Below are 23,379 nucleotides of genomic sequence, written 5' to 3' on the forward strand. Positions count from 1 at the left end.
ATTTATCCAGACGGAAGACCCTGTTCGTGACGAGACCACAATCCCTGCGGCCGGAGCTGATCGACGCCGCACTCACTTCCGCACGTTCCTTGGGCACGCCGCTCTGGCTTTACGAGGCCGAGCCGATCCGGCAGCGCGCCAGGCAATTGGCAGCGTTCGATTGCGTGCGCTATGCCCAGAAGGCCAATAGCAACACGCATATCCTGCGCCTGCTCCGGTCCATGGGCGTGATGGTCGATGCGGTTTCGCTCGGCGAGATCGAACGGGCCCTGCGGGCCGGCTATGTGCCCGGCACGGACGCGCATGAGATCGTCTTTACCGCCGACATTATCGACGAGGCGACGCTGGCCCGTGTCGTCGAACTCGGCATTCCGGTCAATTGCGGGTCGCCCGACATGTTGCGGCAAGTGGGCCGGGCGCGGCGGGGACATCCGATCTGGCTCAGGCTCAATCCGGGATTCGGGCATGGCCACAATCGCAAGACCAATACCGGTGGCCCCTCGAGCAAGCACGGCATCTGGCACGAGGAACTCGAGGATAGCCTGCGTCTCGCGGATGAATACGGGCTCTCCGTGGTTGGCCTTCACATGCATATCGGCTCGGGCGTCGACTATGGCCATCTGCACCGGGTCTGCGACAGCATGCTCGACGCCGTGCGCCGCGCCAACCGGCCGCTTCATGCGATCTCGGCGGGCGGAGGGCTTTCGGTGCCCTATCGGGCGGGGGAGCCCGAGATCGATATCGCCGAATATTATGCGGCGTGGAACAAGACCCGGCTCGCGGCCGAGCAGATCACCGGTGGCCCGCTTCGCCTCGAACTGGAGCCAGGCCGCTATCTGGTGGCCAATGCCGGGCTGCTCATTGCCGAGATACGCGCTGTCAAAAAAGTGGCCGACAAGCATTTTGTACTTCTCGATGCCGGCTTCAACGAGCTGGCCCGCCCTATCATTTACGGCAGCCACCATGAAATCTGCTTCGTGACGAATACCGGCGCGCCGGTCGCCGGTGAGCCCCGGCCCATCGCCGTTGCCGGGCCGCTTTGCGAGGCCGGAGACGTCTTTACCCAGCATGATGGCGGCTTTGTCGAGTTCCGCGATCTGCCGCTGCCCCAGGTGGGAGACTTTGCCATTCTGCGCGATGCGGGGGCCTACGGCGCCACCATGTCATCGAACTATAATACGCGGCCGCTGGCGCCCGAAGTCATGCTGGACGAGGGTGTGCTTTCGGTCATCCGCAAACGCCAGAGCATCGAGCAATTGCTGGATCTCGAAGCCGATGGCGGGGTGGTGTGAAGCCATCGGCTTGCCTCGCCATGCCGGTGCCTTTGGGCTAGCATCGATCTGGTTCTTTTCCCGCAAAGGTATTTTCAGATGGCACTGAGCATTCTTTTCATCGGCGGCACCGGCCAGATTTCATATCCATGCGTTGAGCGCGCCGTCTCGCAAGGGCACTCTGTCAGCGTCTATAATCGCGGCAAGCGGGAAAGCGCCTTGCCCGCGGGCGTTACATCCATCATCGGCGAGCTGGCCGGCCCTGAATATGCCGAATTGGCCAAGGCCAATTTCGATGTCGTGTGCCAGTTCATCGCCTTCACACCCGATCAGGTGGCGCGGGATATCGAGATCTTCACCGGCCATTGCGGGCAATACATCTTCATTTCGTCCGCCTCGGTCTATGAAAAGCCGGCGAGCCATTATGTGATCACCGAGAAGACACCGGCGATCAATCCCTACTGGCCCTATAGCCAGGCCAAGATTGCCTGCGAAAAGCTGCTGCAGCAGAGCCAGGGCCTCGACTGGACCATTGTGCGCCCGAGCCACACCGTCCGCACCGGCCTGCCCATCATGATGGGCGACAGCGATATCATGGCGCGGCGCATGCTCGATGGCGAGCCGACAATTGTCGCCGGCGACGGCCACACGCCCTGGACCTTGACCCGTTCGGTCGATTTCGCGGTGCCGTTTGTCGGGCTCTTCGGCAACAAGGCTGCGCTCAACGACGTCTTCCACATCACCAATGATCGTGCCCATATCTGGGACGATATCCAGAAGGCTATTGCCCGCCTGCTGGGCGTCGAGGCCAAGATCGTGCATGTGCCGACCGATACGCTGGTCCGCTACAATCCGGAATGGGTCGGCCCTTTGACCGGAGACAAGGCCTGGACTGCGATTTTCGACAATTCCAAGGTCAAGAGCGTCGCCGGCGACTTTACCTGCGCCGAAAGCCTCGATGAAATCCTGGCCGAGCCGATCCAGCACCTGAAACAGCGCCTGGCCGCCAATCGCCCGCCCAAGGGCGAGTTCGACGCCTTGGTCGACCGAATCTGCCGCGACCAGACGGCGCTGGGCTAATATTCTGAGAGCCTCGATCCCGGCCCTTTTCGCGTACGCGAAAAAGCTGACCTCCCTCGGGAAGTTCACTCGGAATCACAACACGCAGGGTGTCATTCCGGCGAAGGCCGGAATCCATGTCCACATCTCTCCACGACCATCAGCGTGGTGGATGGTCCGCAGCATGGATCCCGGCCTTCGCCGGGATGACGTCGCGCTTATGACCGCACCGAGGGCTCCCTCAACCCTGAACGACGCCCCGCCTCAGTCCAGCATCACAACGGCTTCGACCTCAAACAGCATCGGGTCGATGGCCAGCTTGGGAACCGGAACCAGGGTCTGCGCCGGCAGCGTCTCGCCGAACATTTCCGTGACGTTCCTGGTCAGCACTTCGAGTTTGGACATGTCATGGTCCACCACATAGACCGTCAGCTTGGCGACCTGGTCGGGACGTGCCCCCAGCCCATCCAGCGCCACGCCGAGATTGGCATAGGCCTGTTTGACCTGGGCGGCGAAGTCGGGCGAGAGGGCGCCCGTGCTGTCCTGGCCGCCCTGACCCGAAATATAGGCAATCCGAGCCTCGCGCGGCACGATCACCGCCGTACTGTAGCCGTTCGGCGTCGGGTCGCCGAGATTTGGCGGGTTCACGATGGTCAGTTGGAGGTCGTTCGCCGCCATCGCGGCGGGGGCTCCCATGGTCATGATGATTAGTCCTCCGGCAAGCAGGTGTTTGATCGTGTGTGACATGATTTGCTCTTGTCGTACGTTGTACGATAAACTTGCACTCGTACCATGTACGAGTCAATCGCCCGGCATCGACATTTCCAGTGCCGGCGGCCAAAATCGGTTTGCGATCACGTGAGGAAGACGAATGCCAGCCAAACCCACCGGGAGCCAGCGCAAGCCGCGGAACAGTGCGGCGCCTCGGCCTGCGCCAGAAACAGGCAGCGAGCCGGCCCTGTCCCTCGATCGTATCGTGGCGACGGCGGTAGACCTGCTGGACGCCGATGGCATTGGCGGATTGACCATGCGCAAATTGGCCGATCGCCTTGGCGCGGGCGCCATGAGCCTTTATTGGCATGTCGACAACAAGGAAGCCGTTTTCGATCTGGCGCTTGATGCCGTGCTCGAATATCGCGCCGGGCAATCACCAGCCGGGGCGCAGGACTGGCGCGAAGAAGTCCTGCACATGCTGGAAGATTGGCGCGCCAGCATGCTGCGCCATCCCTGGTCGGTATCGCTCCTGCCGCGCCGGGCCCTTGGCCCCAATATTCTTTGCCGCCTGGAATTGCTTGGCAGGGCCCTGAGCCGTGCCGGCGTGGCCGAAGCCGATCTCAACGCGGCGATATGGTCGCTCTGGAACTATGTCATGGGCGCCACCATCACCCGCGGCAGCTTCGAGCGGTCGGCCGACGACCTGGCCGCCGCCCAGCAAAGCCTTGCAGGCCTCAGCGAGCGTTATCCGACCATCGAGCGCTCGCGCCTGCTGCTCGATAGCGACTGGGACGGCGCCTTCCGGGACGGCCTCGATTTCCTGCTCTCCGGCCTCGCCCCCAAGACCACACCCACGTAAATCCGGTTTGGCAATGATATTGATAACTCCATATGGCAGCGAGCATTTTTCCGGCGTCAGCGCCTTGTGGGCGGAAGCCTTCCCCAATGACGCGCCTTGGAATGCGGCGGCAGACTCGATTGCCGAAAAGCTGAGATTTCAGCCGGATTTGATGCTGGTTGCCCTTGATGGCGCCTCTGTCGTCGGCTCGGTCATGGCTGGCTATGAGGGCCATCGGGGATGGATTTCGCGCATCGCCGTATTGGCATCGCATCGAGGCCGTGGTGTTGGCCGCGATCTTCTCGCCGAGGCAGAGCACCGCCTTGCCGCATTGGGCTGCGTCAAGGTGAATTTGCAGGTCGTGGAATCGAATGCCGCGACGGTCTCGTTTTACGAGCGGTCGGGCTACAGCATCGAGCCTCGCATCAGCATGAGCAAGCTGCTGCGGCGCTAAGCGCGTCCGCTCCCTCCCGGCATCGGCAGGCCCCGGTCATCAAACTGTTGTCCTTTGTGGGGTATGCGCCTTGCGCGGCGGCACTTTGCCACGTTGTCCACCGGGTCATTTGCGTGCTTGCCCGGTGGGGCTCACGCGCATATATAGGCCGCCTTAGGGGTGCATTGGAGTTGAGTCTGCTGATGTCTTCGGTTGTTGACCTAGTTGAATACCGGCCCAGTGACGACGAGCCGTTTATGAATTCGCGCCAGCGCGAGTATTTCCGGGCGAAGCTGAATTCGTGGAAGGATGAGATCCTGCGCGAAAGCCGCGAAACGCTCGCAAATCTTCAAGAAGAAAGCCAGAACCATCCCGATATGGCCGATCGTGCCAGTTCGGAAAGCGATCGCTCGCTGGAGCTGCGTACCCGTGACCGCCAGCGCAAGCTGATTTCCAAGATCGATGCCGCGCTCAAGCGCATTGACGATGGCACCTATGGCTATTGCGAGGAAACCGGCGATCCGATCGGCCTGGCCCGGCTCGATGCCCGGCCGACCGCTACGCTGAGCCTGGAAGCCCAGGAAATGCATGAGCGCCGCGAGAAGGTCTATCGCGACGAATAGTCCGATGGCGCCGCGCTGAACACAATTAAGGGCCCGCTGCCGCAGCGGGCCCTTATTGTTTGGCCGGCACGGGCTCAGAAGCCGAAGACGCCGGTGATGCTGGACTGCCCATTGCCGTTCTGCATGCAGGAGCCATTGGTGTTCTGGCCGAACTGGAACAGGCCGCAGCTATTATTGTTGCCATTTTGATGGATCGTGCCGTTGTGGCCATTGCCATCCTGCACGATGACACCGTTATTGCCCGAGCCGGTCTGGCTGCCGCCGGCGGAATTGCCATTGCCGTGCTGGCTGACATTGGCGCCCGTGGTATTCATCCCCTGAAACAGCGAATAGAGGCCAAGCCCCAGGCCCAGTGCCTGGGCTTCATCGGGATCGGTGGGGGCATAGCTGATGGAGACCTGGCCGCCGGCGGTGGCAGGGCTGGCAATCGCGGCGACGCCGATGGCGGCAGCGACAAGGGCGGCAAGGGTGGTCTTGATGATCTTGGTGGTCATGGCGTCTCTCCTGTTTGTTGGTGCTGGCTTGTTCCAGCTGATGACCCAAGAATGCAGGAGTGTGCGTGAACCGATCCGGAGCGATATGTTCAGTCAACGTTCACAGTCTGTGCACAAATTCGCCGCTCGTGCTAACGCATGAAAAAGGGCTTCAGCGAACTGAAGCCCTGTTGGACGGCGTATCGGGTTTTGAATCAAAGCTTGGTGACAAGCTCCTGATCGCAATCGAGTTTCTTGCCATTGGCGGTCACCTCGAAGACCAGGTCATACCGCGATCCGGCATTGACCATGACCTTGCCGAGCGTCGCTATCTCGTTGGCGCCGATAGCGAAATTCCCGCCCTGGCTGATATTGGTATTGCCGCCCGAACCCGAACTCTGCAGCCGGAACTGGTAGGACCCGTTGACCGCCACATCGGTATGCACCGCGCCCTCCAGCATCAGCATGCCGTTCTGGGTGGTCGAGGTCACGCCGCACTGCACCGGGCCGCTGGACGTGGTCGTTCCCGCTTGTCCACCGGTTACGGCGAAGGCCGCGAGGCCCAGGCCGAGCAGGGCGGGGATAAAACCTAAGCGTTTGTCAAAGCTGATCATTTTTTGTCTCCCGTTCTAGGATGAGCCGGAAGGGGAAGCCCTTCCGGCCGCGGGTCGTCAGGCATCAGGGGCAGGCCTGCACGAAGGCGGTGACATTGCCGGCACCGGCCTGGGTGACATTGGCATTGCAGCCATTGCCGACCTGCACACCGGCGGCGACGTTGCCATTGCCGTCCTGGGTCAGGATCGCGGTGTGATTGTCGCCGAACTGGCCGACACCGGCCGCATTGCCGTTGCCGTGCTGCCAGGTATCGGCATAGTTGTTATTGCCCTGCTGACCGATGGCGCCGACATTGTTGTGGCCGAACTGCTGGCCGACGGCCGAGTTCCAGTTGCCGGTCTGGTCGATGCCCAGGCTGTTGTTCCAGCCAGCCTGGTTGCCGCCGGCGGCATTGCCGAAGCCCCACTGGTTGACCCAGACACCGGCGGCCATGGCGGGTGCGGCGGTGACGGCGAGAACGGCGGCGATGGCGGTGGTGATGACGATGCGCTTCATTTGACTTCTCCTGTTTGGCGGCGCTCCCTCCGAGCGCTTTCTGCCGATGACTATTGGCTTAAACAGGCGCGCCGGAACGCTGACTGAACCCGCGATTCAGATTCCGTTCATTGTTGGAAAAGTGCATCCGGGCCGGTCTATGCCAGCACGATCTCCCGCTCGATGCCGATGGCGTCGAGGAAATCGCGGTCATGGCTGACCACCAGAAGTGCGCCGTCATAGCCGCGCAGGCCCGCTTCCACTTGCTCGATAGCGTGGATATCGAGATGGTTGGTGGGCTCGTCCAGAATCAGCAATTGCGGCGGGTTGTTGCCGCCAATGGTGCAGGCGAGCCCCGCGCGAAGGGTCTCTCCGCCACTGAGCGTGCCCACCTTTTGCAATGCCGCATCGGCGCGGAACATGAATCGGGCCAGCGCCGCCCGGCCGGTATTTTCGTCCGCCTCGGGGTTGAGGCGGCGGAAATTGTCGCGAATGCTGAGCTGGGGATCGAGCAGACTCACCGTCTGGTCGAGCAGGGCATAGGGCACCAATATCCGGGCCACGCCGCTCGTGGGCGCGAGCGTGCCGGTCAGCAGCCGCAACAGCGTCGTCTTGCCTGAGCCATTGGGCCCGGTAATGGCGACACGCTCCGGCCCGATAATGCCGAACGAGGCATTGGCCACGACCGGGATTTCAGGCACGGGGCCACCGCTCAGAGCGTCCGCCTGCAATACCGTCCGGCCGGCCGGAAGGCCGGATGGGGTCAGCGTGACGGAGAGCGGGGTCAGGATTTCCACCTGCGCCCGGGCTTCGCTGGCGGCTTCTGCCGCCTCGCCGCGCAGGCGGTTGGCTAGCCGCGTATTGCCGCCACTGGTATTTTCCGAGTTCTCCTTCATACCACCCAGCATGATGCGCGGAATGTCGCCCTTGGCCGCCTTGCGCTTGCCGGCGCCGTCCTTGCGGGCCTTGCGTTCCGCAACTGCCTGGATCTTGCGGTCGACCTCGGCCACTTTGCGCTCGGCCGATGCCAGCTGATGCTCGGCAGCCGACAGTTCCAATGCCTTGCGTTCGCTATAATGGTCCCAATTGCCGCCATAGGTCTTGGCGCCGAGGCTGGTAAGCTCGACAATGGCGTCCATTTCGCGCAGCAGCGCCCGGTCATGGCTGACCACGATTGCCCCACCGCGCCAGCGATGCAGCAGATCGACGACCGCTTCGCGCCCGTCAGCATCGAGATTGTTGGTGGGCTCGTCGAGCAGGATCATGTCCGGCTTGGCGAGGATCAGCCGGGCCAGCGACAGCCGCGTTCGCTCGCCGCCGCTCAGTGTGGAGAGCAGGCGGCCGGGATCGAGAGCGGGCAGGTGCACATCGGCAAGGGCCGCGTCGATGCGGCCGGGCAGGGTCCAATCGGCTTCGCCGGCATCTTCGGCCGTGCCAAGCCCCTGTTCGAGACGATCGAGCCGATCAAGTTCGCCGGCAATATCGAGGTGATCGGCCACGGTTTCAGTGGGATCGACCCGCACCGATTGCTCGAGCACGCCAAGCGTGCCCGTGACGCTGACCGAGCCCGAAACAGGCGTCAGCTCCCCCAGGATCAGGCGAAGCAGGGTGGATTTGCCCGTGCCGTTACGGCCAATCAGCCCCGTGCGTTCGTTGCCGAAACTGAGGTCGAGACCGGAAAAAAGCGGCTGGTTGTCAGGCGTGGAATAGGAAAGTTGGTGCAGCGTAATGGAGGCGGGCATGGACGGATTCCGAATGAGCGATGCGGATGAGGCAGTCGGTCATCGTCGAATCCATTGGGTACCGTCCGGTCTGTGCTGCGGGTGGGCTGAAGATAGGCAGGGTGGTGGAGATGTCAAGTTTGGCTGGTGGCGGGCCCTCGTGTTGAGAGGAAACCCATACCGTCATTGCCCGGCTTGTCCGGGCAATCCATGCTTCAGCGCGCGCGGAAAGGTGGATCACCTGGACAAGCCGGGTGATGACGACGGTGGGGATATTCGGTCTGGCAGAAACTGATTCCGCTATCGCCTCTATCGCTTTGATCCAGCTGCAAAACTACGCCAGATACCGCTTCTTCAAATGCGCCTTGAAGAAGTCCGCGTTCAGCGGTTCGCCCGTGGCGCGGGTAATCAGGTCCGGCGTCGACCAGCGCGAGCCCTGCGTCCAGATATTGTCGCTGCGCCATTGATTGACGCCGGTGAAGTCGCCCTTGCGAATATCCTCGCGCACGCTCGGTTGCACCTTTTCCAGCGCCGCCCATTGCTGCGCCGCGATCATGGCACCCAGGGTATAGCTGGGGAAATAGCCGAAGGCACCGCCCGGCCAATGGACGTCCTGCATCGGGCCATCCTTGGGATCGGCCAATGTCGAAAGCCCCAGATATTCGGTCATCTTGGCGTCCCAGGCCTCGGGAATCTGGCTGGCTTCCAGCTTGCCATTGACCAGGTCCTGTTCCAGCTCGTAGCGCAGGATGACGTGGAGCGGGTAGGTGACCTCGTCGGCATCGACGCGGATATAGCCGCGCTCGACATGGTTCACCTCGCTGAGGATATCGGTAATTTCCCAGCCGGGAATGGCGTCTTCGCCCAGATGCAGATGCACCAGGGGCAGGGTGAATTCCCAGAATTCCGGGCTGCGCGAGAGCTGCATTTCCACGAACAGGCTTTGGCTCTCGTGGATGCCCATGCCGCGGGCCTTGCCCAGTGGCCAATGCGACCATGCCTTGGGCAGGCCCTGCTCATAAAGTGCGTGACCGGTTTCGTGCAGCACGCCCATCAGCGAGGAGAGGAATTCGTCGGTGCGATAGCGCGTGGTCATACGCACATCGGTCGGCACGCCGCCGCAGAAGGGGTGGTGCGACACGGCCAGCGAGCCATGGGTGAAATCAAAGCCCACGGCGCGCATGGCAGCAAGGCCAAGTTCGCGCTGCTTTTCGATTGGGTAGGGGCCGCTCAGCACCTTGCGCGGGCGCTTGGCCAGCCGCTGCTCCTGGGCCGCCAGGGCTTCGGGCACGAAACCCGTGAGGAAGCTCTTGAGATCACCAAACACCAGGTCGAGATCGGCCGTGCGGTTGCCGGGATCATATTGCTCCATCAGCGCGTCATAGGGCGCGAGTTTCAGCGCGTCGGCACGCAATTGTGCTTCCTCGCGCACCAGGGCGACAACGCCTTCCAGCGCCGGCAGAAAGCTGTCCCAGTCATTCTTGGCGCGCAATTCGCGCCAGAGCTGTTCGGAGCGCATGGTGGCGGCGGTCTTGCGTTCGACGAACTCGGTGGGCAGGCACGTGGCGTTGATATAGGTCTTTTGGAACTCGCCCAAGGCCAGTTTCTGATCTTCGGATTCGACTTCCTTTTTGGCCGCTTCGATCCAGTCGGCGATTTCCGGCGCGGTGGATTGGGCATGGTAGAGTCCGGCCAGGTTGGACATGGCCTCGGCCCGCTTTTCGCCGCCGCCAACCGCCATATGGGTGGCCTCGTCGGCGCCAAGGATGGACAGCGCATGCTCCAGCGCTTCGAGTTTGCGGCCGAGATCGTCGAGTTTCTGGAAGGACATGGGCAGGCTCCGGTTTGCGACCAGAGGTGTTCCATAGCTCAGCGGCTAGGGCAAGCCGTGCGCGCTACTAGTCGTCATCCGGCGGCGGGAGCGGCTTGTCTTTCCGCCCGCCGTAAGCGGCGCCCAGGCCAGCGCCGATTGCGATGCCGATGCCAATTCCCAATGCGAGATTGTCGAGGGCGATGCCGATACCGGCGCCGATGGCTATGCCCAGGGCAATGCCCATGCTGGTGCTCATGATGCTGCTCCCGTCTTGCAGACCAACTGCTCGAGGCGCCCAGGGTTCCACAAAAAAAGGGGAAAGGCGCAGCCGGGGAGACTGCGCCTTGGGGAAGGCCGGCGTCCGTTCTGGAGCCGGCCAGGCGGGGTCCTTCTGGGCCCCGCCGGGGAGAACCCGCCGCACCATTGGGGGAATGCGCGGCGGGAATTCGGGACCGGTCTAGAAGGGGAGGATTGCGTCCATCACCTGCTGGCCATAGCGGGGCTGCTGGACATCGGTGATCTGGCCGCGGCCGCCATAAGAGATGCGGGCTTCGGCGATCTTGGCCGAGGGGATGGTATTGTTGGCGCGGATATCGGAGGGGCGCACGATGCCGGTGACGATGAGGTCGCGGACCTCGAAGTTCACCCGCACTTCCTGGCGGCCTTCGATCACCAGATTGCCATTGGGCAGAATCTGCGTGACGACGGCTGCAACCGAAGTCTCCAGGCTTTCCGAGCGGTTGACCGATCCGGCGCCCTTATTGGCCATGCCGGAGGTGAAGTCGACGGCGGCGGACGGGTCGATATTGCCGCCTGAGCCGCGGTTGATGACCGTGGCCAGAATACCGCCCATGCCGGCGGTGTTGGACGCGCTGCGGCTGGAATTGGTCGTGTTGTCGATCTGGGCGCTGTCATTGATGGTGACGACGATGGTGAGAATGTCCCCGATGCGATGGGCGCGCTCATCCTTGAAGAAGCCGCGAGCCGAGGTGCGGTAGAGCGAGTTGGGCTGGTAGGTATCGGCAATCGCCTCAGGCATGGGCATGCGCACCGGCTGGTAGCCGGCAATGGTGGTGGGGTCCTCGATGGCCGTCAGCACCGGCGCCTTGCCGACATTGGCGAGACGGTCGGTTGTGGTGCAGGCGACGAGCGAGCCGGTGAGCAGCAGCAGGGTGGCGAGTTTGACGAGTTTCATTTGGGGCTCCTGAGCTAGAGGCCGGCGACGGAAAGGGGAGCGATGCTGACTTCGACAGCACCGGCGGAAATGGCAGTGGCGTTGATCAGGCGCTTGGAGGCGAGGTTGAGCACCTGGACCGGGCCGCCCGCCGCGGCGCTGGTGATGGCTTGACCCTTGACCGTCAGCGTCATCGGGCCCTTGCGGAAATAGATGGTCACCAGCTGGTTCTTGGCGATGATCTGGGGTGTCGTCACGTCGGAGGGCTTGAGCATCATGCCTTCGCGGCTCTGGCGGGTAAGGGCCATGCCGATCAGCTGGTTCGGCTGGGCGATCCCGGCGCCGTCAGCAAAGCGCAGTGCGACCGGGCGCATCTCGATATTGTCGGGGCCGAGCACCGTGCCGGCCGGCAGGCTGGCCCTGAGGTGGGGGGCTTCGATCAGCAGTTCGATCGTGCCAGTGACGTCCAGCGGCTGAGTTTCACCGGCGATGGCAAGGCGGGCCGTGAACGTGCCGGTGCCGGGCAGGTAGCGCAGGCTCACTATGCTGGCCGGCGTGCCAACGGGTTCGGCGTTGATGGGCGCGATAGGGCTATTGAACAGGGTATCGGCCGTCATGCCGTCGGTCATGATGCCGCGCTGGCGCAGATCGTCGGCGATGAGCTGGGCGATGCGTGCCTCGTCGACGACGCTGGCGGCGCGCGTGACGCGACTGGCGCTGACGCCGTTGGTATCGAAAGTCGCGATGCCCACCCGCGCTGCTGCGGCGGTGATATCGGCGAGGGGCACGAGGCCGCTGGTGCCGGGCTTGGGCGAGCGGAACAGGGGCTGTTCAGCGGCTGTGCCGGCGTCCTCGAACATGTCGCCGACGGTCACCACGGCAGCGGAGACGGCGATGTCGGCCTTGAGCGTCGGGTCCGCGAATGCGGTGCCGGCGAGCAGTGCGGTGGCGAAGGTGGCGAGAAGCGTGCGGATCATCTAGCTGTCTCCCTTAGCGAAGCTGGCTCGTGGCCTGCATCATCGAGTCAGCGCCGGAGATGATGCGGGCATTCATCTCGTAGGCGCGCTGGGCGGCGATGAGGTCGGCGATTTCGGTGACCGAATTGACATTGGCCATTTCGAGATAGTTCTGCAGCAGATTGCCGGTGCCATCCTGATTGGGGATTTCAACCTGTGCCGGACCGCTGGCAGCGGTTTCGAGGAACAGGTTGTCGCCCATCGATTCCAGGCCCGATTTGTTGACGAAGCGGGCGAGCTGGAGCTGGCCGAGCTGGGTCGGGATGGTCTCGTTGTTGAGATAGGCCTGCACCAGGCCGTCGGGCGAGATCGAAACCGAAGTCGCGGTGCCCGGGATGGTGATGTTGGGCTCAACCGGATAGCCGCTCGAATTGACCAGCGTGCCTTCCGCGTCGCGCTCGAACGAGCCGTCGCGGGTATAGGCGGTGCGGCCATCGGGCAGGGTGATCATGAAGAAGCCTTCGCCGCGAATGGCGACATCGAGCTCGCGTTCGGTGATGTTCACGCTGCCCTGGCTCATCACACGGGGCGTCGAGACGGTGCGCACGCCCGAGCCGATCTCCAGGCCGGCCGGCACCATCGTACCCTGGTCCGAGGTCTGCGCGCCGGCGCGGGTGACCTGCTGGTAGAGCAGGTCTTCGAATTCGGCTCGCTGACGCTTGTAGCCGGTCGTGCGCATGTTGGCGATATTGTTGGAGATGACTTCGACGTTGCGTTCCTGAGCGCTCATGCCGGTTGATGCGATGTAGAGAGCTTTCATGGCTGTTCCCCAGGGTTACGCGTTGGCATCGCCGAGGCGCTGAATGGCCGAGCGGCGGAGCTCGTCCTGCTTCTGCGTCAGCGAGGCGATGGATTCGTACGAGCGGGTTACGCGGATCATCTCGGCCATTTCGGACACGCCCGAAACGTTGGAGCGTTCGACGAAGCCCTGCATGGCGCGCGTATTGGTGGCGGCAAGCGGCGTGCCGCCGGCAAAGAGGTTATTGCCTTCGCGCGTCAGGTCCTGAGCATTGGCGAATTCAACGAGACGCAACCGGTCCTTGGGGCCGGCGCTGGAGCTGACTGAACCATCGGACGCGATCAGGATGCCGGTTTCCTCGGGGCCGAACTGGATCGGGCCGCCTTCGCCCAGCACCGGGTTGCCATTGATGTCGACAAGGGTGCCATTGCTGCTGATCTGGAAGGAGCCGGCCTTGGTCCAGCGCTCGCCGGCGCCGGTCTGCACGGCGAAAAAGCCGGTGCCGTTGAGGGCGACATCCAGCTCGTTGCCGGTCTGCACCATGGCGCCACCCGACATGTCGTGCATGGTCGCCCAGTCCTGCACATAGGAGAGCGGCTGGTTGATCGTCGGGAAGTTCTGGTCGCGGGCGACCGGCATGACATATTCTTCAAACAGCAGGTTTTCGGCCTTGAAGCCGGTGGTGTTGATGTTGGCCATATTGTTGGCCACCACATCCATCTGCCGCTGCAGCGCGATCTGCCGGCTGAGGCTGATCAGTTGCGCATTTTCGATCATCGCTGATCCCCGGTGTTAACGTCCCCGAGACCGCCGCTTCCCCAAGCCTTGGCCTCGCCGTTTACATTGCAGAAACCATGCCAGACCGGAATTTTTAATAAAATCAGATAGATAGGCTTTCAGCGCGTTTAGCCTTGCCGGTTTAGATTTTCCCGGCGCGGCAAAAGCTGCCCGGCAAATTTTGCCGCTTTGGGTGCATTTGTAACCAATCGTTAACCATCCGGCGCTTAGCTGGATGCAGAGCCGGAATCGTCCGGAAATCCTCGTGTTTGGCAGGTTGGCATGGCCGCTGAAGCAGAAGCCGGTGAAGGCGGTGCCCGTAAAAAGGGCGTGCCCAAGCTCTTCCTTATTATTGGAGCTGCCGCGGTCGTCGTCCTGCTGGGCGGGGCGGGTCTTTATTATTTCCTCTCGTCAGGCAGCTCCGCCGAGAGCGGGAGCGGGCATGAAGCTGCTGCCGCCGAGGCGCCGCATACCTTCATTTTCAATTTGCCGCCGATGACGGTCAATCTCAGCAATGAGGCCGGCGGGCAGTCTTTCATGCGCTTGAGCATCGCGCTTGAAGTGGCCAATCAGGATGTGATGACGGCGATCCAGCCCAGCATGGCCAAGGTCACCGATGCCTTCCAGGTCTATCTGCGCGAGCTGCGCAAGAGCGATCTTGAGGGTTCGGCCGGAATCTATCGCCTCAAGGAAGAGCTGACCCGGCGGGTCAATGTCGCCATCTATCCGCAGCGCGTCGAAAGCATCCTCTTCAAGGAAATCCTGGTGCAGTAATGGCTGGACCCACGGACCAAGACAAGCTGTCGGAAACCTGGGACCTCGACGGGGTCGCGCCCGCGAAATCCGAAGAGGAGCGCGCAGCCGCGGCCGCCGCCGAATGGGCCGCCATGATCGAGGGCGCGGCGGGCGAGGGGGACGATAGCGGGGACCGCGTTCTCAACCAGGACGAGATCGACAGCCTGCTCGGGTTCGACGCCAGCGTAGGCAGCAATGTCGAGCTGACGGGCGTGCAGGCGCTGATCAATTCGGCGCTGGTGAGCTATGAGCGCCTGCCCATGCTCGAAGTCGTCTTCGACCGCCTGGTGCGGCTGACGACGACTTCGCTGCGCAATTTCACCTCCGACAATGTCGAAGTCACTCTGGATTCGATCTCGTCGGTGCGGTTCGGCGATTATCTCAATTCCATTCCGCTGCCGGCGATCCTGTCGGTCATCCGGGCCGAGGAATGGGAGAATTACGGGCTCCTGACGGTCGATTCCTCGCTGATCTATTCGATGATCGACGTGCTGCTGGGCGGCCGCCGGGTCGGCGGCAATATACGCGTCGAGGGACGGCCCTATACCACGATCGAAATGGCGCTGGCCCGACGGATGATCGAGGTCATTCTCGATGACACCCACCGCGCCTTCGAGCCGGTGACGCAGGTCAATTTCAAGCTCGAGCGCATGGAAACCAATCCGCGCTTCGCGGCGATTTCCCGGCCCGGCAATGCGGCGATCCTGATCGAGCTCCGGATCGAGATGGACGACCGTGGCGGCAAGGTCGAAATCCTGCTGCCCTATGCCACCATCGAGCCCATCCGCGAGCAGTTGCTGCAGATGTTCATGGGTGAAAAATTCGGTCGCGATCCGATCTGGGAAGGTCATCTGGCCACCGAAATCTATTCGGCCGATGTCGAGATCGAAGCGGTGCTGCATGAGCAGGACGTGCCGCTCTCGCGCGTGCTCAATCTTCAGCCCGGCCACATGGTGATGTTCGAGCGCACGCCCGCCGATCCCGTGCGGCTGCGGTGCGGGGATGTGGAGCTTACCGAGGCCATTATGGGCCATATCGGCAATCACGTTTCGGTTCGGGTCACCCGGCCGCTCAATCCGCCCAAGGTGACCATGGCGGCCTTTGAGGAATTTGACGACACAGCGGAAGGACGATGATGTTCGGTTTGCCCCTCGGGATATTTGTGGAAGGTGCGGTTGCCGTTCTTCTGGCCCTGACCATCGGCTATTGCACGGTTCTCAACCAGCGGCTCAAGCGATTGCATGCCGACAAGGACGTGATGCGCCAGATGGTGGCGGATCTCGTTTCGGCGACCAATCTGGCCAATCAGGCGATCAAGGAGCTCAAGCAGACTGCGGTGGAAGCCGATCTTTCGCTCAATTCGCGGCTCGAGGAAGCTGAGCGCTTCGGCATCGAACTGGCCAACCATGTCACGGCGGGTACCGCGCTGATGGAGCGGATCGCCAAGATCACCAGCGCCGCCCGGCAGAGCCAGGCCGTCGAGCCAGTGGAACAGCCCAACAAGGTGCAGTCGGCGCTGGAGCAGCTTTCTGCCCGGGTGCGCAATCGCGGGGTTGCCGCGTGAAATCGGTTCGCCTGCTTCCTGTCGTGGTCATGGCGATTGCGGCGCTGTTGATGTTCAAGACCATCGGTCTTGTCACCAATGGCGGCTATGTGCTCGCCGGCGTGACCCCGGCACGGGCGGCGGGTGCTACCGGCGGCGGGGAAGCCGTATCGGCGGAGGCTGGCGAGGCGGTTCTGGAGGATGCCACGCCGACGCTATCGGATAGCGCGCCTACGCTGGGTGAACCGGAAGCCGCTGGCGGCGGCCACGGCGCGCCAGCGCCCGCAGCGGCGCCTGCCGCGGAAGACCATGCCGCTGCCACGCCGCCATCGGGCGACAATTGCGTCGCGGTCGATGCCGCCTTGGATGAGAATGGCGCGGTAAATCAAACGCAGAATGGCGGCGGTCATGGTGAAGCAGCATCTGCCGAAGGCGCCGCCGAACCCGCCACCAGCAGTTTCGTCGATTCCATGGCCCTGGATTGCTTCCCCTCGGGTGATGCCGTGCCGATGCAGGTTGACGCCAGCGGCGCGCCCGTGCCGATGACCAATGTGCAGGGGGGCTCTGCCACCGAAGAAAGCATCCTGCAATCGCTGGCAGCGCGGCGCACCGAACTTGAAACCTACGAGAAGGATCTGGCCCTACGCGCGTCGCTGGTGGATGCCGCCGAGCAACGCGTGGCCGAGCGCCAGGCAACGCTGGAAGCGCTGGAGGCGCAGATTTCGAGCCTGGTCGACCAGCGCCAGGAGATGGAAGCCGGGCAGTTCGCCAGCATCGTTGCCATGTATGAGACCATGAAGCCGCGCGACGCCGCCAATATCTTCAATGCACTGGACATGGAGGTCTTGCTGCGGGTGGCCAAGACGATGAACCCGCGCAAGATGGCGCCGATCCTGGCGGCAATGAATGCGACGCGGGCGCAGGAGCTTACCGTGCGCATGGCTGCGCTCGCCGACCAGCCCGCGGCGGAGATGACGCCAGACGATTTGCAGGCGCTGCCACAGATCGTCGGTCAGTAAGGCTTTCTCACTATTGGAGTAAGCCGCCGTTAAGCCCGGCACGTTAGGTTGCACCCCGTAGTTTGTGTAACCCACGCGTTTCGTGTTTCCGGCAAGAATAGCCGGTGCTGTAGACGCGTCAGTAGGCGTCGGGGCAGCGGCCGGTGAAGACCGCAATACTTGCAGGCTGGCAGAAAGCTAAGCGTGCGTTAGCAGTGTGTGCTGCGGTGACGCTATGCGTTGTTGCGCCGGCATTCGGCCAGGCGCAGGGGCAACTCCTGGTTACGCAGGAGAATGGCTATGGCCGTCTGATCCTCAGCTTCCCCGGACTCGACGATCTCCCCGGCTATACGATGCGCATCGAAAACGGTGTGTTGTCGCTTGAGTTCAACGAGCAGATTTCCGTCATCCTGCCCGATGTGGGCACCACCATGCCCGACTATCTCTCAGTGGCGCGGGTGGATCCCGATGGCCGCGGCCTGCGCATGGGGCTGCGCAAGGCATTCAATTTCAACCGCATTGAAGCCGGCGAGAAGCTCTTCATCGACCTTTTGCCCCCCACCTGGCAGGGCATGCCCCCGGCGCTGCCGCAGGAAGTGGTGGATGAGCTGGCCGAGCGGGCGCGGCTGGCGGCCATCAAGGCCGAGCGCGACCGCAAGGCGGCCGATGTCGCCGAGCTAAAGCCGGAAGCGAATGTTCGCATCGGCCGCAATCCCACATTCCTGCGCGTTCAGTTCGACTGGACCGTGCCGACCACAGCCCAATATGTGCAGGATGGTCAGACCGGCCATATTGCGTTCGAATGGCCGGTCGGGGTCGATATTCGCAGTCTTCTCGCCGATCTGCCGCCCGAAATTACCGGCATTGAAAGCGCAGTCACCCCGGACGGCGCCAATGTCACTCTGCAATTGGCCGAGGGCGTGACGCCGCGCTTTTACGAAAATTCCTCGCGGCAATTCGTGCTGGATATCGACATTGCCGGGCAGGGGCTGCCCAGCTTCGAGGCCGCCAGCCTGGCCGAGGCGGCAAAGGTTCCGGCCAGCCAAGGTCCCGCGGGGGAGGTCGGCGGTGCGCCACAAACCAGCGCTCTCGCTTCCGACGCCTCCGCGACGATCACGCCCTTCGTCAATGTGGTTGGCTCGACGCTGCGGGTGGTCTTCCCGTTCGAGCAAGATACGCCCGCTGCCGTGTTCCGGCGCGGCGATACCGTCTGGATGATTTTTGACACTACGGTAGGCATTACCCAGCCGACGAAATCCGATGAGCTTACCGCGCTCGCCGATACGTTTTCTGCCGTGGCGGCTGGAGATACGCAGGTGGTGCGGATCGATCTCAATCAGGATCGTCTGGCGAGCCTGGGCTCGGAGGGCATGGCATGGGTGCTCTCGCTTGGCGATATGGTCCTGACCCCGACCGAGCCGATCCAGCTCAGCCGCCGCCGGGACGTCGAAGGCTCGTTCGAAATGGTCGCCAATATCGCCCGTCCGGCCAGGGTGCATGATTTCCGCGACCCGGTTGTGGGCGACATGCTCAAGGTGGTCACGGCCTATCCACCCGCTCGCGGCATTACGCGACCGCTCGACTATGTCGAATTTTCTGCGCTGCGCAGCGTCCATGGTCTGGTGATCAAGCCGGAGACGGAAAGTCTCGCCATGGCCGTGGATAGCGACGTTGCCGTCATCTCGCTGCCAGGCGGATTGACTGTCTCGGCACTCGACGGGCCGCGGTCCCTCGGTGGCTCGAATGGAGAAGGCGTGCGTGGCAGCTTCATCGATCTGGCGCGGCTCGAACAGCCCGATGCCGGAGCCTTCTCGGTTCGGCGTGACGAGCTGCTGACCTTGGCTGCCGAGGCTGACGGCGCTCAGCGCGATACTGCCCGCTTGGACCTCGCGCAATACTACCTTGCCAACCAGTTGTCCTACGAGGCGATTGGTGTGTTGCGGGTGCTCGAGAGCGAATTGCAGTCCGCCGCTTTGACCCGCAAGCTGCGCATGAGCCTGGCCATCGCCGATACGATGGCCCACCGGCCCAAGGAGGCGCTGGCCATCCTGGGCGGCACGGCCATGAGCCAGGACATGGATGCCCTGTTCTGGCGCACCATCGCCCGCGCCGATCTCTATGATTTCAAGGGCGCCCGCGCCGATGGAATGGAGGCCGCGAGCATTGCCGCTTCCTATCCGGCCTGGGCGCGCAATCGCTTCCATTTCGCGGCCATGCGCGCCGCCGTCGAGACTGGCGATAGCGCCCTGGCCGAGCGGTTCCTGGGCGCGTTGAACTTCGCCGCCCTCAACGCCGAAGAGACCAGCCTTTATCACCTGATGTCGGGCCGGATCGATGAGCTGCAGGGCCGCATCGATGAAGCCATCGACACCTATGGCCAGGTCATTGCCGCAGATATCCGGCCCACCCGGGCTGAAGCGGTCTATCGCACGCTCTATCTGCTCGATCAGGCCGGCCGTCTCGATCTGGAAAAGGCCGCGCAGACCCTGGCGGCGGAAGCTCTGCTGTGGCGCGGCAATCCGCTGGAAGCCGATATGCAGCGTCTGCTGGCCGATCTCTATTTCCGCGACGGCGACTATCGCCTTGGCTTTGAAGTGGTGAAGCAGGCGGTGGGCACCTATCCGGACGGTGCGGCGACCAATGCCATGCGCGATGACGCCCAGGCCGAGTTCTCGACGCTGTTTCTCGATGGCAAGGCCGACACGCTGGGCCCGGTCGAGGCGCTCAGCCTCTACTATGACTTCCGCCATTTGACGCCGCCGGGCCGGCGCGGTGACGAGATGATCCGCAACCTGGCGCGGCGGCTGGTCCGGGTCGATTTGCTGCCGCAGGCTGCCGAGTTGCTCGAATACCAGCTCGACAATCGGCTGCGGGGCGTGGCCCGCACCCAGGTTGCCACCGATCTTGCGGTCATCTATGTCGCGGACCGCCGGCCCCAGGACGCTTTGCGGGTGCTCAATGCCACCCAATTGCCGGGTCTGCCGGATTCTCTTGTCCGTCAGCGGCGGCTTTTGGAGGCGCGGGCGATGATCGATGGCGGCCGCGATGTGCTGGCGCTCGATATGCTGCGCGACATGGATGGGCGCGATGTGAGCCTGTTGCGGATCGACGCACATTGGAAGTCGCGCCGCTATGTCGAGGCCAGCGAGATGCTGGAGGCCCTCTATTCCGAGCCGAACCACGCCGCGGCGCTGGCTCAGCCCGAGCGCATGGGCGTCATCAAGGCTGCCGTTGGTTATGTCATGGCCAATGACACGATGGGGCTGGCCCGGCTCCGTTCGAAATTCGCCGAGCGGATGGTCACGTCACCCGAATGGCCGATTTTCGACTATGTGACCGGAACGATCCAGGTCGACAGTCTTGAATTCAAGAAGGTCGCCAACCAGGTCTCGGGCATTGACGGGCTCAACGCTTTTCTCGCGGCATACCGGCAGACCTATGGCGGCACGGATGCCCTGGCCCCGCTGGGGGCAAGCCGGCCGGATGCGGGCCTGGCCGCGCTCTAGCTGCTGACGAAACTTCGCACCAGCGAACCCGCCACCAGGTACCAGCCGTCGACCAGCACGAAGAAGATCAGCTTGAACGGCAGTGAAATCACCACCGGCGGCAGCATCATCATGCCCATCGACATCAGCACCGAGGCGACCACCATGTCGATGACGACGAAGGGCAGGAACAGCAGGAAGCCGATTTCGAAGGCCCGGCGCAATTCCGAGATCATGAAGGCCGGCACCAGCAATTGCAGCGGGATCGCCTCGGGCTCGGCCGGCACTTCGGCTTCGGTCAGATCGAAGAACAGCTGCAGGTCCTGCTCGCGCACATTGGCCCGCATGAAGGCATGCAAGGGTGCGGCGCCGGCCTCGAAGGCCTCGGCGACTTCCATCTGGCCGGCCAGGAGAGGTGCGATGCCCTGGTCATAGGTTTGCTGCAGCGTTGGCTGCATCACGAACAGGGTCAGGAACAGCGCCAGCGATACCATTACCGAATTGGGCGGAGCGGTCTGCAGGCCGATGGCCGTTCGCAGTAGCGACAGCACCACCACGATGCGCGTGAAGCTGGTCACCATGACGAGGATGGACGGCGCCAGCGAGAGCAGGGTGATCAACCCGATGAGCTGGACTGCCCGTTCGGTCAGGGTTGCTTCATCGCCAAAATCGATCGACAGGTTCTGCGCATAGGCCAGGCTGGGCGTCAGCACCAAAACGGCAAATGCGACAAGGCCGGCAAGAGTAAGCAGACGCCGCATACGGTGCGGCGATGCATTACTTCCGTTTGGTCTTGGTCTCGCCCTCGCCAAGATCAGTGCCTTCCACGTCTTGCTGTGCACTGTCCTCTTTAGCTGAGTCGGTGGCTCCGGGAGCCGGTTTGTCGGAGTTTCCCGCGTTTACTGCAGGATCGACCGACCGCATCAGGCCGGTATGGCGCAAAGAGCGCGCGCTGCGCTGGCTGGCGGCCTCGCCCAGATGCTCGATCGTGGCAGCCGGGCCGACGACCGGTTCGGGGACCACTGCCTTGGCGGGCGGAGCGGTCACGGGCGCCGGCTTGCGCCCCAGCATGGGCACCTGCCTGCGGCCAGAGGCCAATGCCGTTTCGTCCACTGCTATGCCGGTCTCGATCACCACGTCCTGCGGGCCACCGATCAATACGAGATGCTCGACATTGTCGCGCCGCACGATCAGCAATTGCCGCTTCTGGTCCACCGCGAGGCTGTCGCTGACCGAGAGCCGCCGGTTGCGGCCGCGCGCTACATTGCCCGAGGCGCTGAACAGCAGCTTGAGCAGCCACACCGCCAGGACGATCAGCACCAGCACGATGCCGAGTGCGAAGACGACGGTCAGGATGGAGTTTTCCGTACCGCCAAAAAGGCTGGTGATGAACTGCATGACGTCTCCCAGAACGCGCTTACCCGAATCCGGGCGGCATATATTGCCTATTTGGCCGCAGCATTTTGCAAATTGCGAGGCATGCGCCGGTATTGCAGGGGTTAATTAACACTTGATTAACCATGACCCGGCAAGATTTGCCCATTGCGCACTTATGGACTCGCGAGAGGTAGCGGCCGATGGGCCTCATGGACATGCCGGTTTTTTCCGCGCTTACCGACAAGATGCGCTGGCATCAGGCTCGTCAAGGCCTGCTTGCTGAAAACGTTGCCAATGCGGAAACGCCCGGTTACCGAGGCCGCGACCTGGCGCAATATGATCTTGCCGACCGGCCAGGCGGTTTTTCCTCGGCCAGCATTACCACGCTCGCTACCCAGCCGATGCACTTTTCCGTGTCCAGCAGCGAAGGCGGCGCCTTTGGCGCTCAGCGCATGGCCAATTTCGAAATCACGCCGGAGGGGAATGGGGTTTCCCTTGAGGACGAGATGATGAAGGTCACCACCAACATGATGGACTATCAGGCCGCCACGACGGTCTACCAGAAGTCGATCAAAATCCTCAAAACCGCGCTTGGCCGCTCGGCCTAGGAGCCTAGATCATGGATTTCAATTCCTCGCTCCGTATCGCTGCCACGGGCCTGCATGCGCAGACAGCCCGGATGCGCGTCATCGCCGAGAACATCGCCAATGCCGATTCCGCCGGCAAGGCGCCGGGGGAGGAGCCCTATCGCCGCCGCATCCCGACCTTCCAGACCCATTACGATGCCGAAGTGGGTGGCAAGGTCGTCGAGGTCGGGCGCCTGGCCTATGACATGAGCGATTTCACCAGCCGCTATGAGCCCGGCCATCCGGCCGCCGATGCCAGCGGCTATGTGCAATATCCCAACGTCAACACGCTGATCGAAACGATGGATATGCGCGAAGCCCAGCGCACCTACGAAGCCAATCTCAACGTCGTCACCGTCACCCGGCAAATGCTGGGCCGCACGATCGACATTCTGCGCGGCTGAGCGCATCGAGGATAATGCCAGATGGCCACAACACCCTTCAACGCCGCCACCGCCGCCTATGGCAATGCCAGCCGCCTGATCACCCAGGCGGCCAAGCCGACCACCGATCTCAGCGCCGCAACCGGTGATGCAGGGGGCAATTTTGCCCAGATGCTGGCCCAGCAGGTGCAGGGCGTGATGGATGCCGGCAAGGCGTCGGACCAGATGGCCATCGACATGGTCAATGGCAAGGCCAATGTGGTTGATATGGTCACCGCGCTCAGCCAGACCGAATTGGCCATCGAGAGCATGGTCACGGTGCGCGACCGGGTGATTTCGGCTTATGAAGAAATCATGCGGATGCCGATCTGACGCAGACTTCCGCGCAGGGATAGAATGGGCGCGTGGGCGACGATTCGCCTGAGGAACTGC

Annotated in this window: 26 protein-coding genes; 13 read left to right on the forward strand and 13 right to left on the reverse strand. The window is 62.9% G+C overall.

Translation table 11 applies throughout. The annotated features are described in order from the left end of the window. Positions 1–26 precede the first annotated feature (26 nt). Both lysA and QQL79_RS04655 read left to right on the forward strand, forming a co-directional pair. Positions 27–1,292 (forward strand): diaminopimelate decarboxylase, encoded by a 1,266-nt coding sequence (gene lysA, locus QQL79_RS04650; protein ID WP_284388392.1) that lies wholly within the window; start codon positions 27–29, stop codon positions 1,290–1,292. A 78-nt stretch (positions 1,293–1,370) separates the two neighbouring features. Continuing rightward, positions 1,371–2,351: an SDR family oxidoreductase gene (locus QQL79_RS04655; RefSeq protein ID WP_284388394.1), complete on the forward strand. Its 981-nt coding sequence runs from the start codon at positions 1,371–1,373 to the stop codon at positions 2,349–2,351. A gap of 243 nt (positions 2,352–2,594) precedes the next feature. Here the strand turns inward: QQL79_RS04655 and QQL79_RS04660 are convergent, their stop codons facing one another. Then, a complete protein-coding gene (locus QQL79_RS04660; RefSeq protein ID WP_284388397.1) occupies positions 2,595–3,077 on the reverse strand; it encodes a RidA family protein in 483 nt (160 codons plus the stop codon). Positions 3,078–3,201: 124 nt separating this feature from the next. On the opposite strand from QQL79_RS04660, the gene QQL79_RS04665 reads away from it, so the two are divergent. From QQL79_RS04665 to dksA, 3 genes are all read left to right on the forward strand, one after another. Beyond that, the gene (locus tag QQL79_RS04665; RefSeq protein WP_284388398.1) at positions 3,202–3,903 is read left to right on the forward strand and encodes a TetR/AcrR family transcriptional regulator; all 702 of its coding nucleotides are present in this window, start codon (positions 3,202–3,204) and stop codon (positions 3,901–3,903) included. Positions 3,904–3,922: 19 nt separating this feature from the next. After that, positions 3,923–4,336 (forward strand): GNAT family acetyltransferase, encoded by a 414-nt coding sequence (locus tag QQL79_RS04670; RefSeq protein WP_284388399.1) that lies wholly within the window; start codon positions 3,923–3,925, stop codon positions 4,334–4,336. A gap of 182 nt (positions 4,337–4,518) precedes the next feature. Further along, the gene (gene dksA / locus QQL79_RS04675) at positions 4,519–4,938 is read left to right on the forward strand and encodes an RNA polymerase-binding protein DksA (RefSeq protein ID WP_284388401.1); all 420 of its coding nucleotides are present in this window, start codon (positions 4,519–4,521) and stop codon (positions 4,936–4,938) included. Between the two features lie 74 nt (positions 4,939–5,012). Here the strand turns inward: dksA and QQL79_RS04680 are convergent, their stop codons facing one another. The 10 genes from QQL79_RS04680 to flgF all read right to left on the reverse strand — a co-directional run bounded on the left by QQL79_RS04680 (position 5,013) and on the right by flgF (position 13,740). Beyond that, a complete protein-coding gene (locus QQL79_RS04680; RefSeq protein ID WP_284388403.1) occupies positions 5,013–5,432 on the reverse strand; it encodes a curlin in 420 nt (139 codons plus the stop codon). A 194-nt stretch (positions 5,433–5,626) separates the two neighbouring features. Then, on the reverse strand, positions 5,627–6,025 hold the full coding sequence (gene csgH / locus QQL79_RS04685) for a curli-like amyloid fiber formation chaperone CsgH (RefSeq protein WP_284388405.1): 399 nt from the start codon (positions 6,023–6,025) through the stop codon (positions 5,627–5,629). Between the two features lie 64 nt (positions 6,026–6,089). Then, a complete protein-coding gene (locus QQL79_RS04690; protein ID WP_284388407.1) occupies positions 6,090–6,521 on the reverse strand; it encodes a curlin in 432 nt (143 codons plus the stop codon). Positions 6,522–6,658: 137 nt separating this feature from the next. Continuing rightward, a complete protein-coding gene (locus tag QQL79_RS04695; protein WP_284388409.1) occupies positions 6,659–8,242 on the reverse strand; it encodes an ABC-F family ATP-binding cassette domain-containing protein in 1,584 nt (527 codons plus the stop codon). 313 nt (positions 8,243–8,555) lie between these two features. After that, complete coding sequence (locus QQL79_RS04700) at positions 8,556–10,052, reverse strand: carboxypeptidase M32 (protein WP_284388410.1); 1,497 nt, start codon at positions 10,050–10,052, stop codon at positions 8,556–8,558. 67 nt (positions 10,053–10,119) lie between these two features. After that, entirely contained in the window at positions 10,120–10,290 is a 171-nt protein-coding gene (locus QQL79_RS04705) for a glycine zipper domain-containing protein (protein ID WP_284388411.1), read from the reverse strand. A 201-nt stretch (positions 10,291–10,491) separates the two neighbouring features. After that, on the reverse strand, positions 10,492–11,229 hold the full coding sequence (gene flgH, locus QQL79_RS04710) for a flagellar basal body L-ring protein FlgH (protein WP_284388413.1): 738 nt from the start codon (positions 11,227–11,229) through the stop codon (positions 10,492–10,494). Positions 11,230–11,243: 14 nt separating this feature from the next. Then, positions 11,244–12,185, reverse strand: coding sequence for a flagellar basal body P-ring formation chaperone FlgA (gene flgA / locus QQL79_RS04715; protein ID WP_284388414.1), 942 nt, complete (start codon positions 12,183–12,185; stop codon positions 11,244–11,246). A 13-nt stretch (positions 12,186–12,198) separates the two neighbouring features. Continuing rightward, on the reverse strand, positions 12,199–12,984 hold the full coding sequence (flgG, locus tag QQL79_RS04720; protein ID WP_284388415.1) for a flagellar basal-body rod protein FlgG: 786 nt from the start codon (positions 12,982–12,984) through the stop codon (positions 12,199–12,201). 15 nt (positions 12,985–12,999) lie between these two features. Next, the gene (gene flgF, locus QQL79_RS04725) at positions 13,000–13,740 is read right to left on the reverse strand and encodes a flagellar basal-body rod protein FlgF (RefSeq protein ID WP_284388416.1); all 741 of its coding nucleotides are present in this window, start codon (positions 13,738–13,740) and stop codon (positions 13,000–13,002) included. Positions 13,741–14,022: 282 nt separating this feature from the next. Here flgF and QQL79_RS04730 point away from each other — a divergent pair, with 282 nt between their 5' ends. The 5 genes from QQL79_RS04730 (at position 14,023) to QQL79_RS04750 (ending at position 20,582) form a co-directional block, all read left to right on the forward strand. Next, positions 14,023–14,514, forward strand: a complete 492-nt coding sequence (locus QQL79_RS04730; protein WP_284388418.1) for a flagellar basal body-associated FliL family protein — start codon at positions 14,023–14,025, stop codon at positions 14,512–14,514. Then, on the forward strand, positions 14,514–15,671 hold the full coding sequence (fliM, locus tag QQL79_RS04735) for a flagellar motor switch protein FliM (protein WP_284388420.1): 1,158 nt from the start codon (positions 14,514–14,516) through the stop codon (positions 15,669–15,671). The genes QQL79_RS04730 and fliM overlap by 1 nt, the downstream gene beginning before the upstream one ends. Next, positions 15,671–16,099 (forward strand): DUF6468 domain-containing protein, encoded by a 429-nt coding sequence (locus QQL79_RS04740; RefSeq protein WP_284388422.1) that lies wholly within the window; start codon positions 15,671–15,673, stop codon positions 16,097–16,099. Before fliM ends, QQL79_RS04740 begins: the two co-directional genes overlap by 1 nt. Next, entirely contained in the window at positions 16,096–17,097 is a 1,002-nt protein-coding gene (locus QQL79_RS04745) for a MotE family protein (protein ID WP_284388424.1), read from the forward strand. Before QQL79_RS04740 ends, QQL79_RS04745 begins: the two co-directional genes overlap by 4 nt. A gap of 206 nt (positions 17,098–17,303) precedes the next feature. Continuing rightward, on the forward strand, positions 17,304–20,582 hold the full coding sequence (locus QQL79_RS04750; protein ID WP_284388427.1) for a tetratricopeptide repeat protein: 3,279 nt from the start codon (positions 17,304–17,306) through the stop codon (positions 20,580–20,582). On the opposite strand, the gene fliP is transcribed toward QQL79_RS04750, so the two are convergent. Together fliP and QQL79_RS04760 are read right to left on the reverse strand one after the other, a co-directional pair. Continuing rightward, a complete protein-coding gene (gene fliP, locus QQL79_RS04755; RefSeq protein WP_284388429.1) occupies positions 20,579–21,322 on the reverse strand; it encodes a flagellar type III secretion system pore protein FliP in 744 nt (247 codons plus the stop codon). The genes QQL79_RS04750 and fliP overlap by 4 nt on opposite strands. Before the next feature lie 16 nt (positions 21,323–21,338). Beyond that, positions 21,339–21,959, reverse strand: a complete 621-nt coding sequence (locus QQL79_RS04760; protein WP_284388431.1) for a flagellar biosynthetic protein FliO — start codon at positions 21,957–21,959, stop codon at positions 21,339–21,341. Positions 21,960–22,153: 194 nt separating this feature from the next. Here QQL79_RS04760 and flgB point away from each other — a divergent pair, with 194 nt between their 5' ends. The 3 genes from flgB to fliE are packed head-to-tail and all read left to right on the forward strand — an operon-like array spanning position 22,154 to position 23,319. After that, positions 22,154–22,546 carry a flagellar basal body rod protein FlgB gene (gene flgB, locus QQL79_RS04765; protein WP_284388433.1) on the forward strand — a complete coding sequence of 131 codons (393 nt, stop codon included), beginning with the start codon at positions 22,154–22,156 and terminating at the stop codon, positions 22,544–22,546. A gap of 11 nt (positions 22,547–22,557) precedes the next feature. Then, positions 22,558–22,968, forward strand: a complete 411-nt coding sequence (gene flgC, locus QQL79_RS04770; RefSeq protein WP_284388434.1) for a flagellar basal body rod protein FlgC — start codon at positions 22,558–22,560, stop codon at positions 22,966–22,968. 21 nt (positions 22,969–22,989) lie between these two features. Continuing rightward, positions 22,990–23,319: a flagellar hook-basal body complex protein FliE gene (gene fliE / locus QQL79_RS04775; RefSeq protein ID WP_284388436.1), complete on the forward strand. Its 330-nt coding sequence runs from the start codon at positions 22,990–22,992 to the stop codon at positions 23,317–23,319. Positions 23,320–23,379: the final 60 nt, after the last annotated feature.

The sequence above is a fragment of the Devosia yakushimensis genome (assembly GCF_030159855.1).
Taxonomy (GTDB): Bacteria; Pseudomonadota; Alphaproteobacteria; order Rhizobiales; family Devosiaceae; genus Devosia; species Devosia yakushimensis.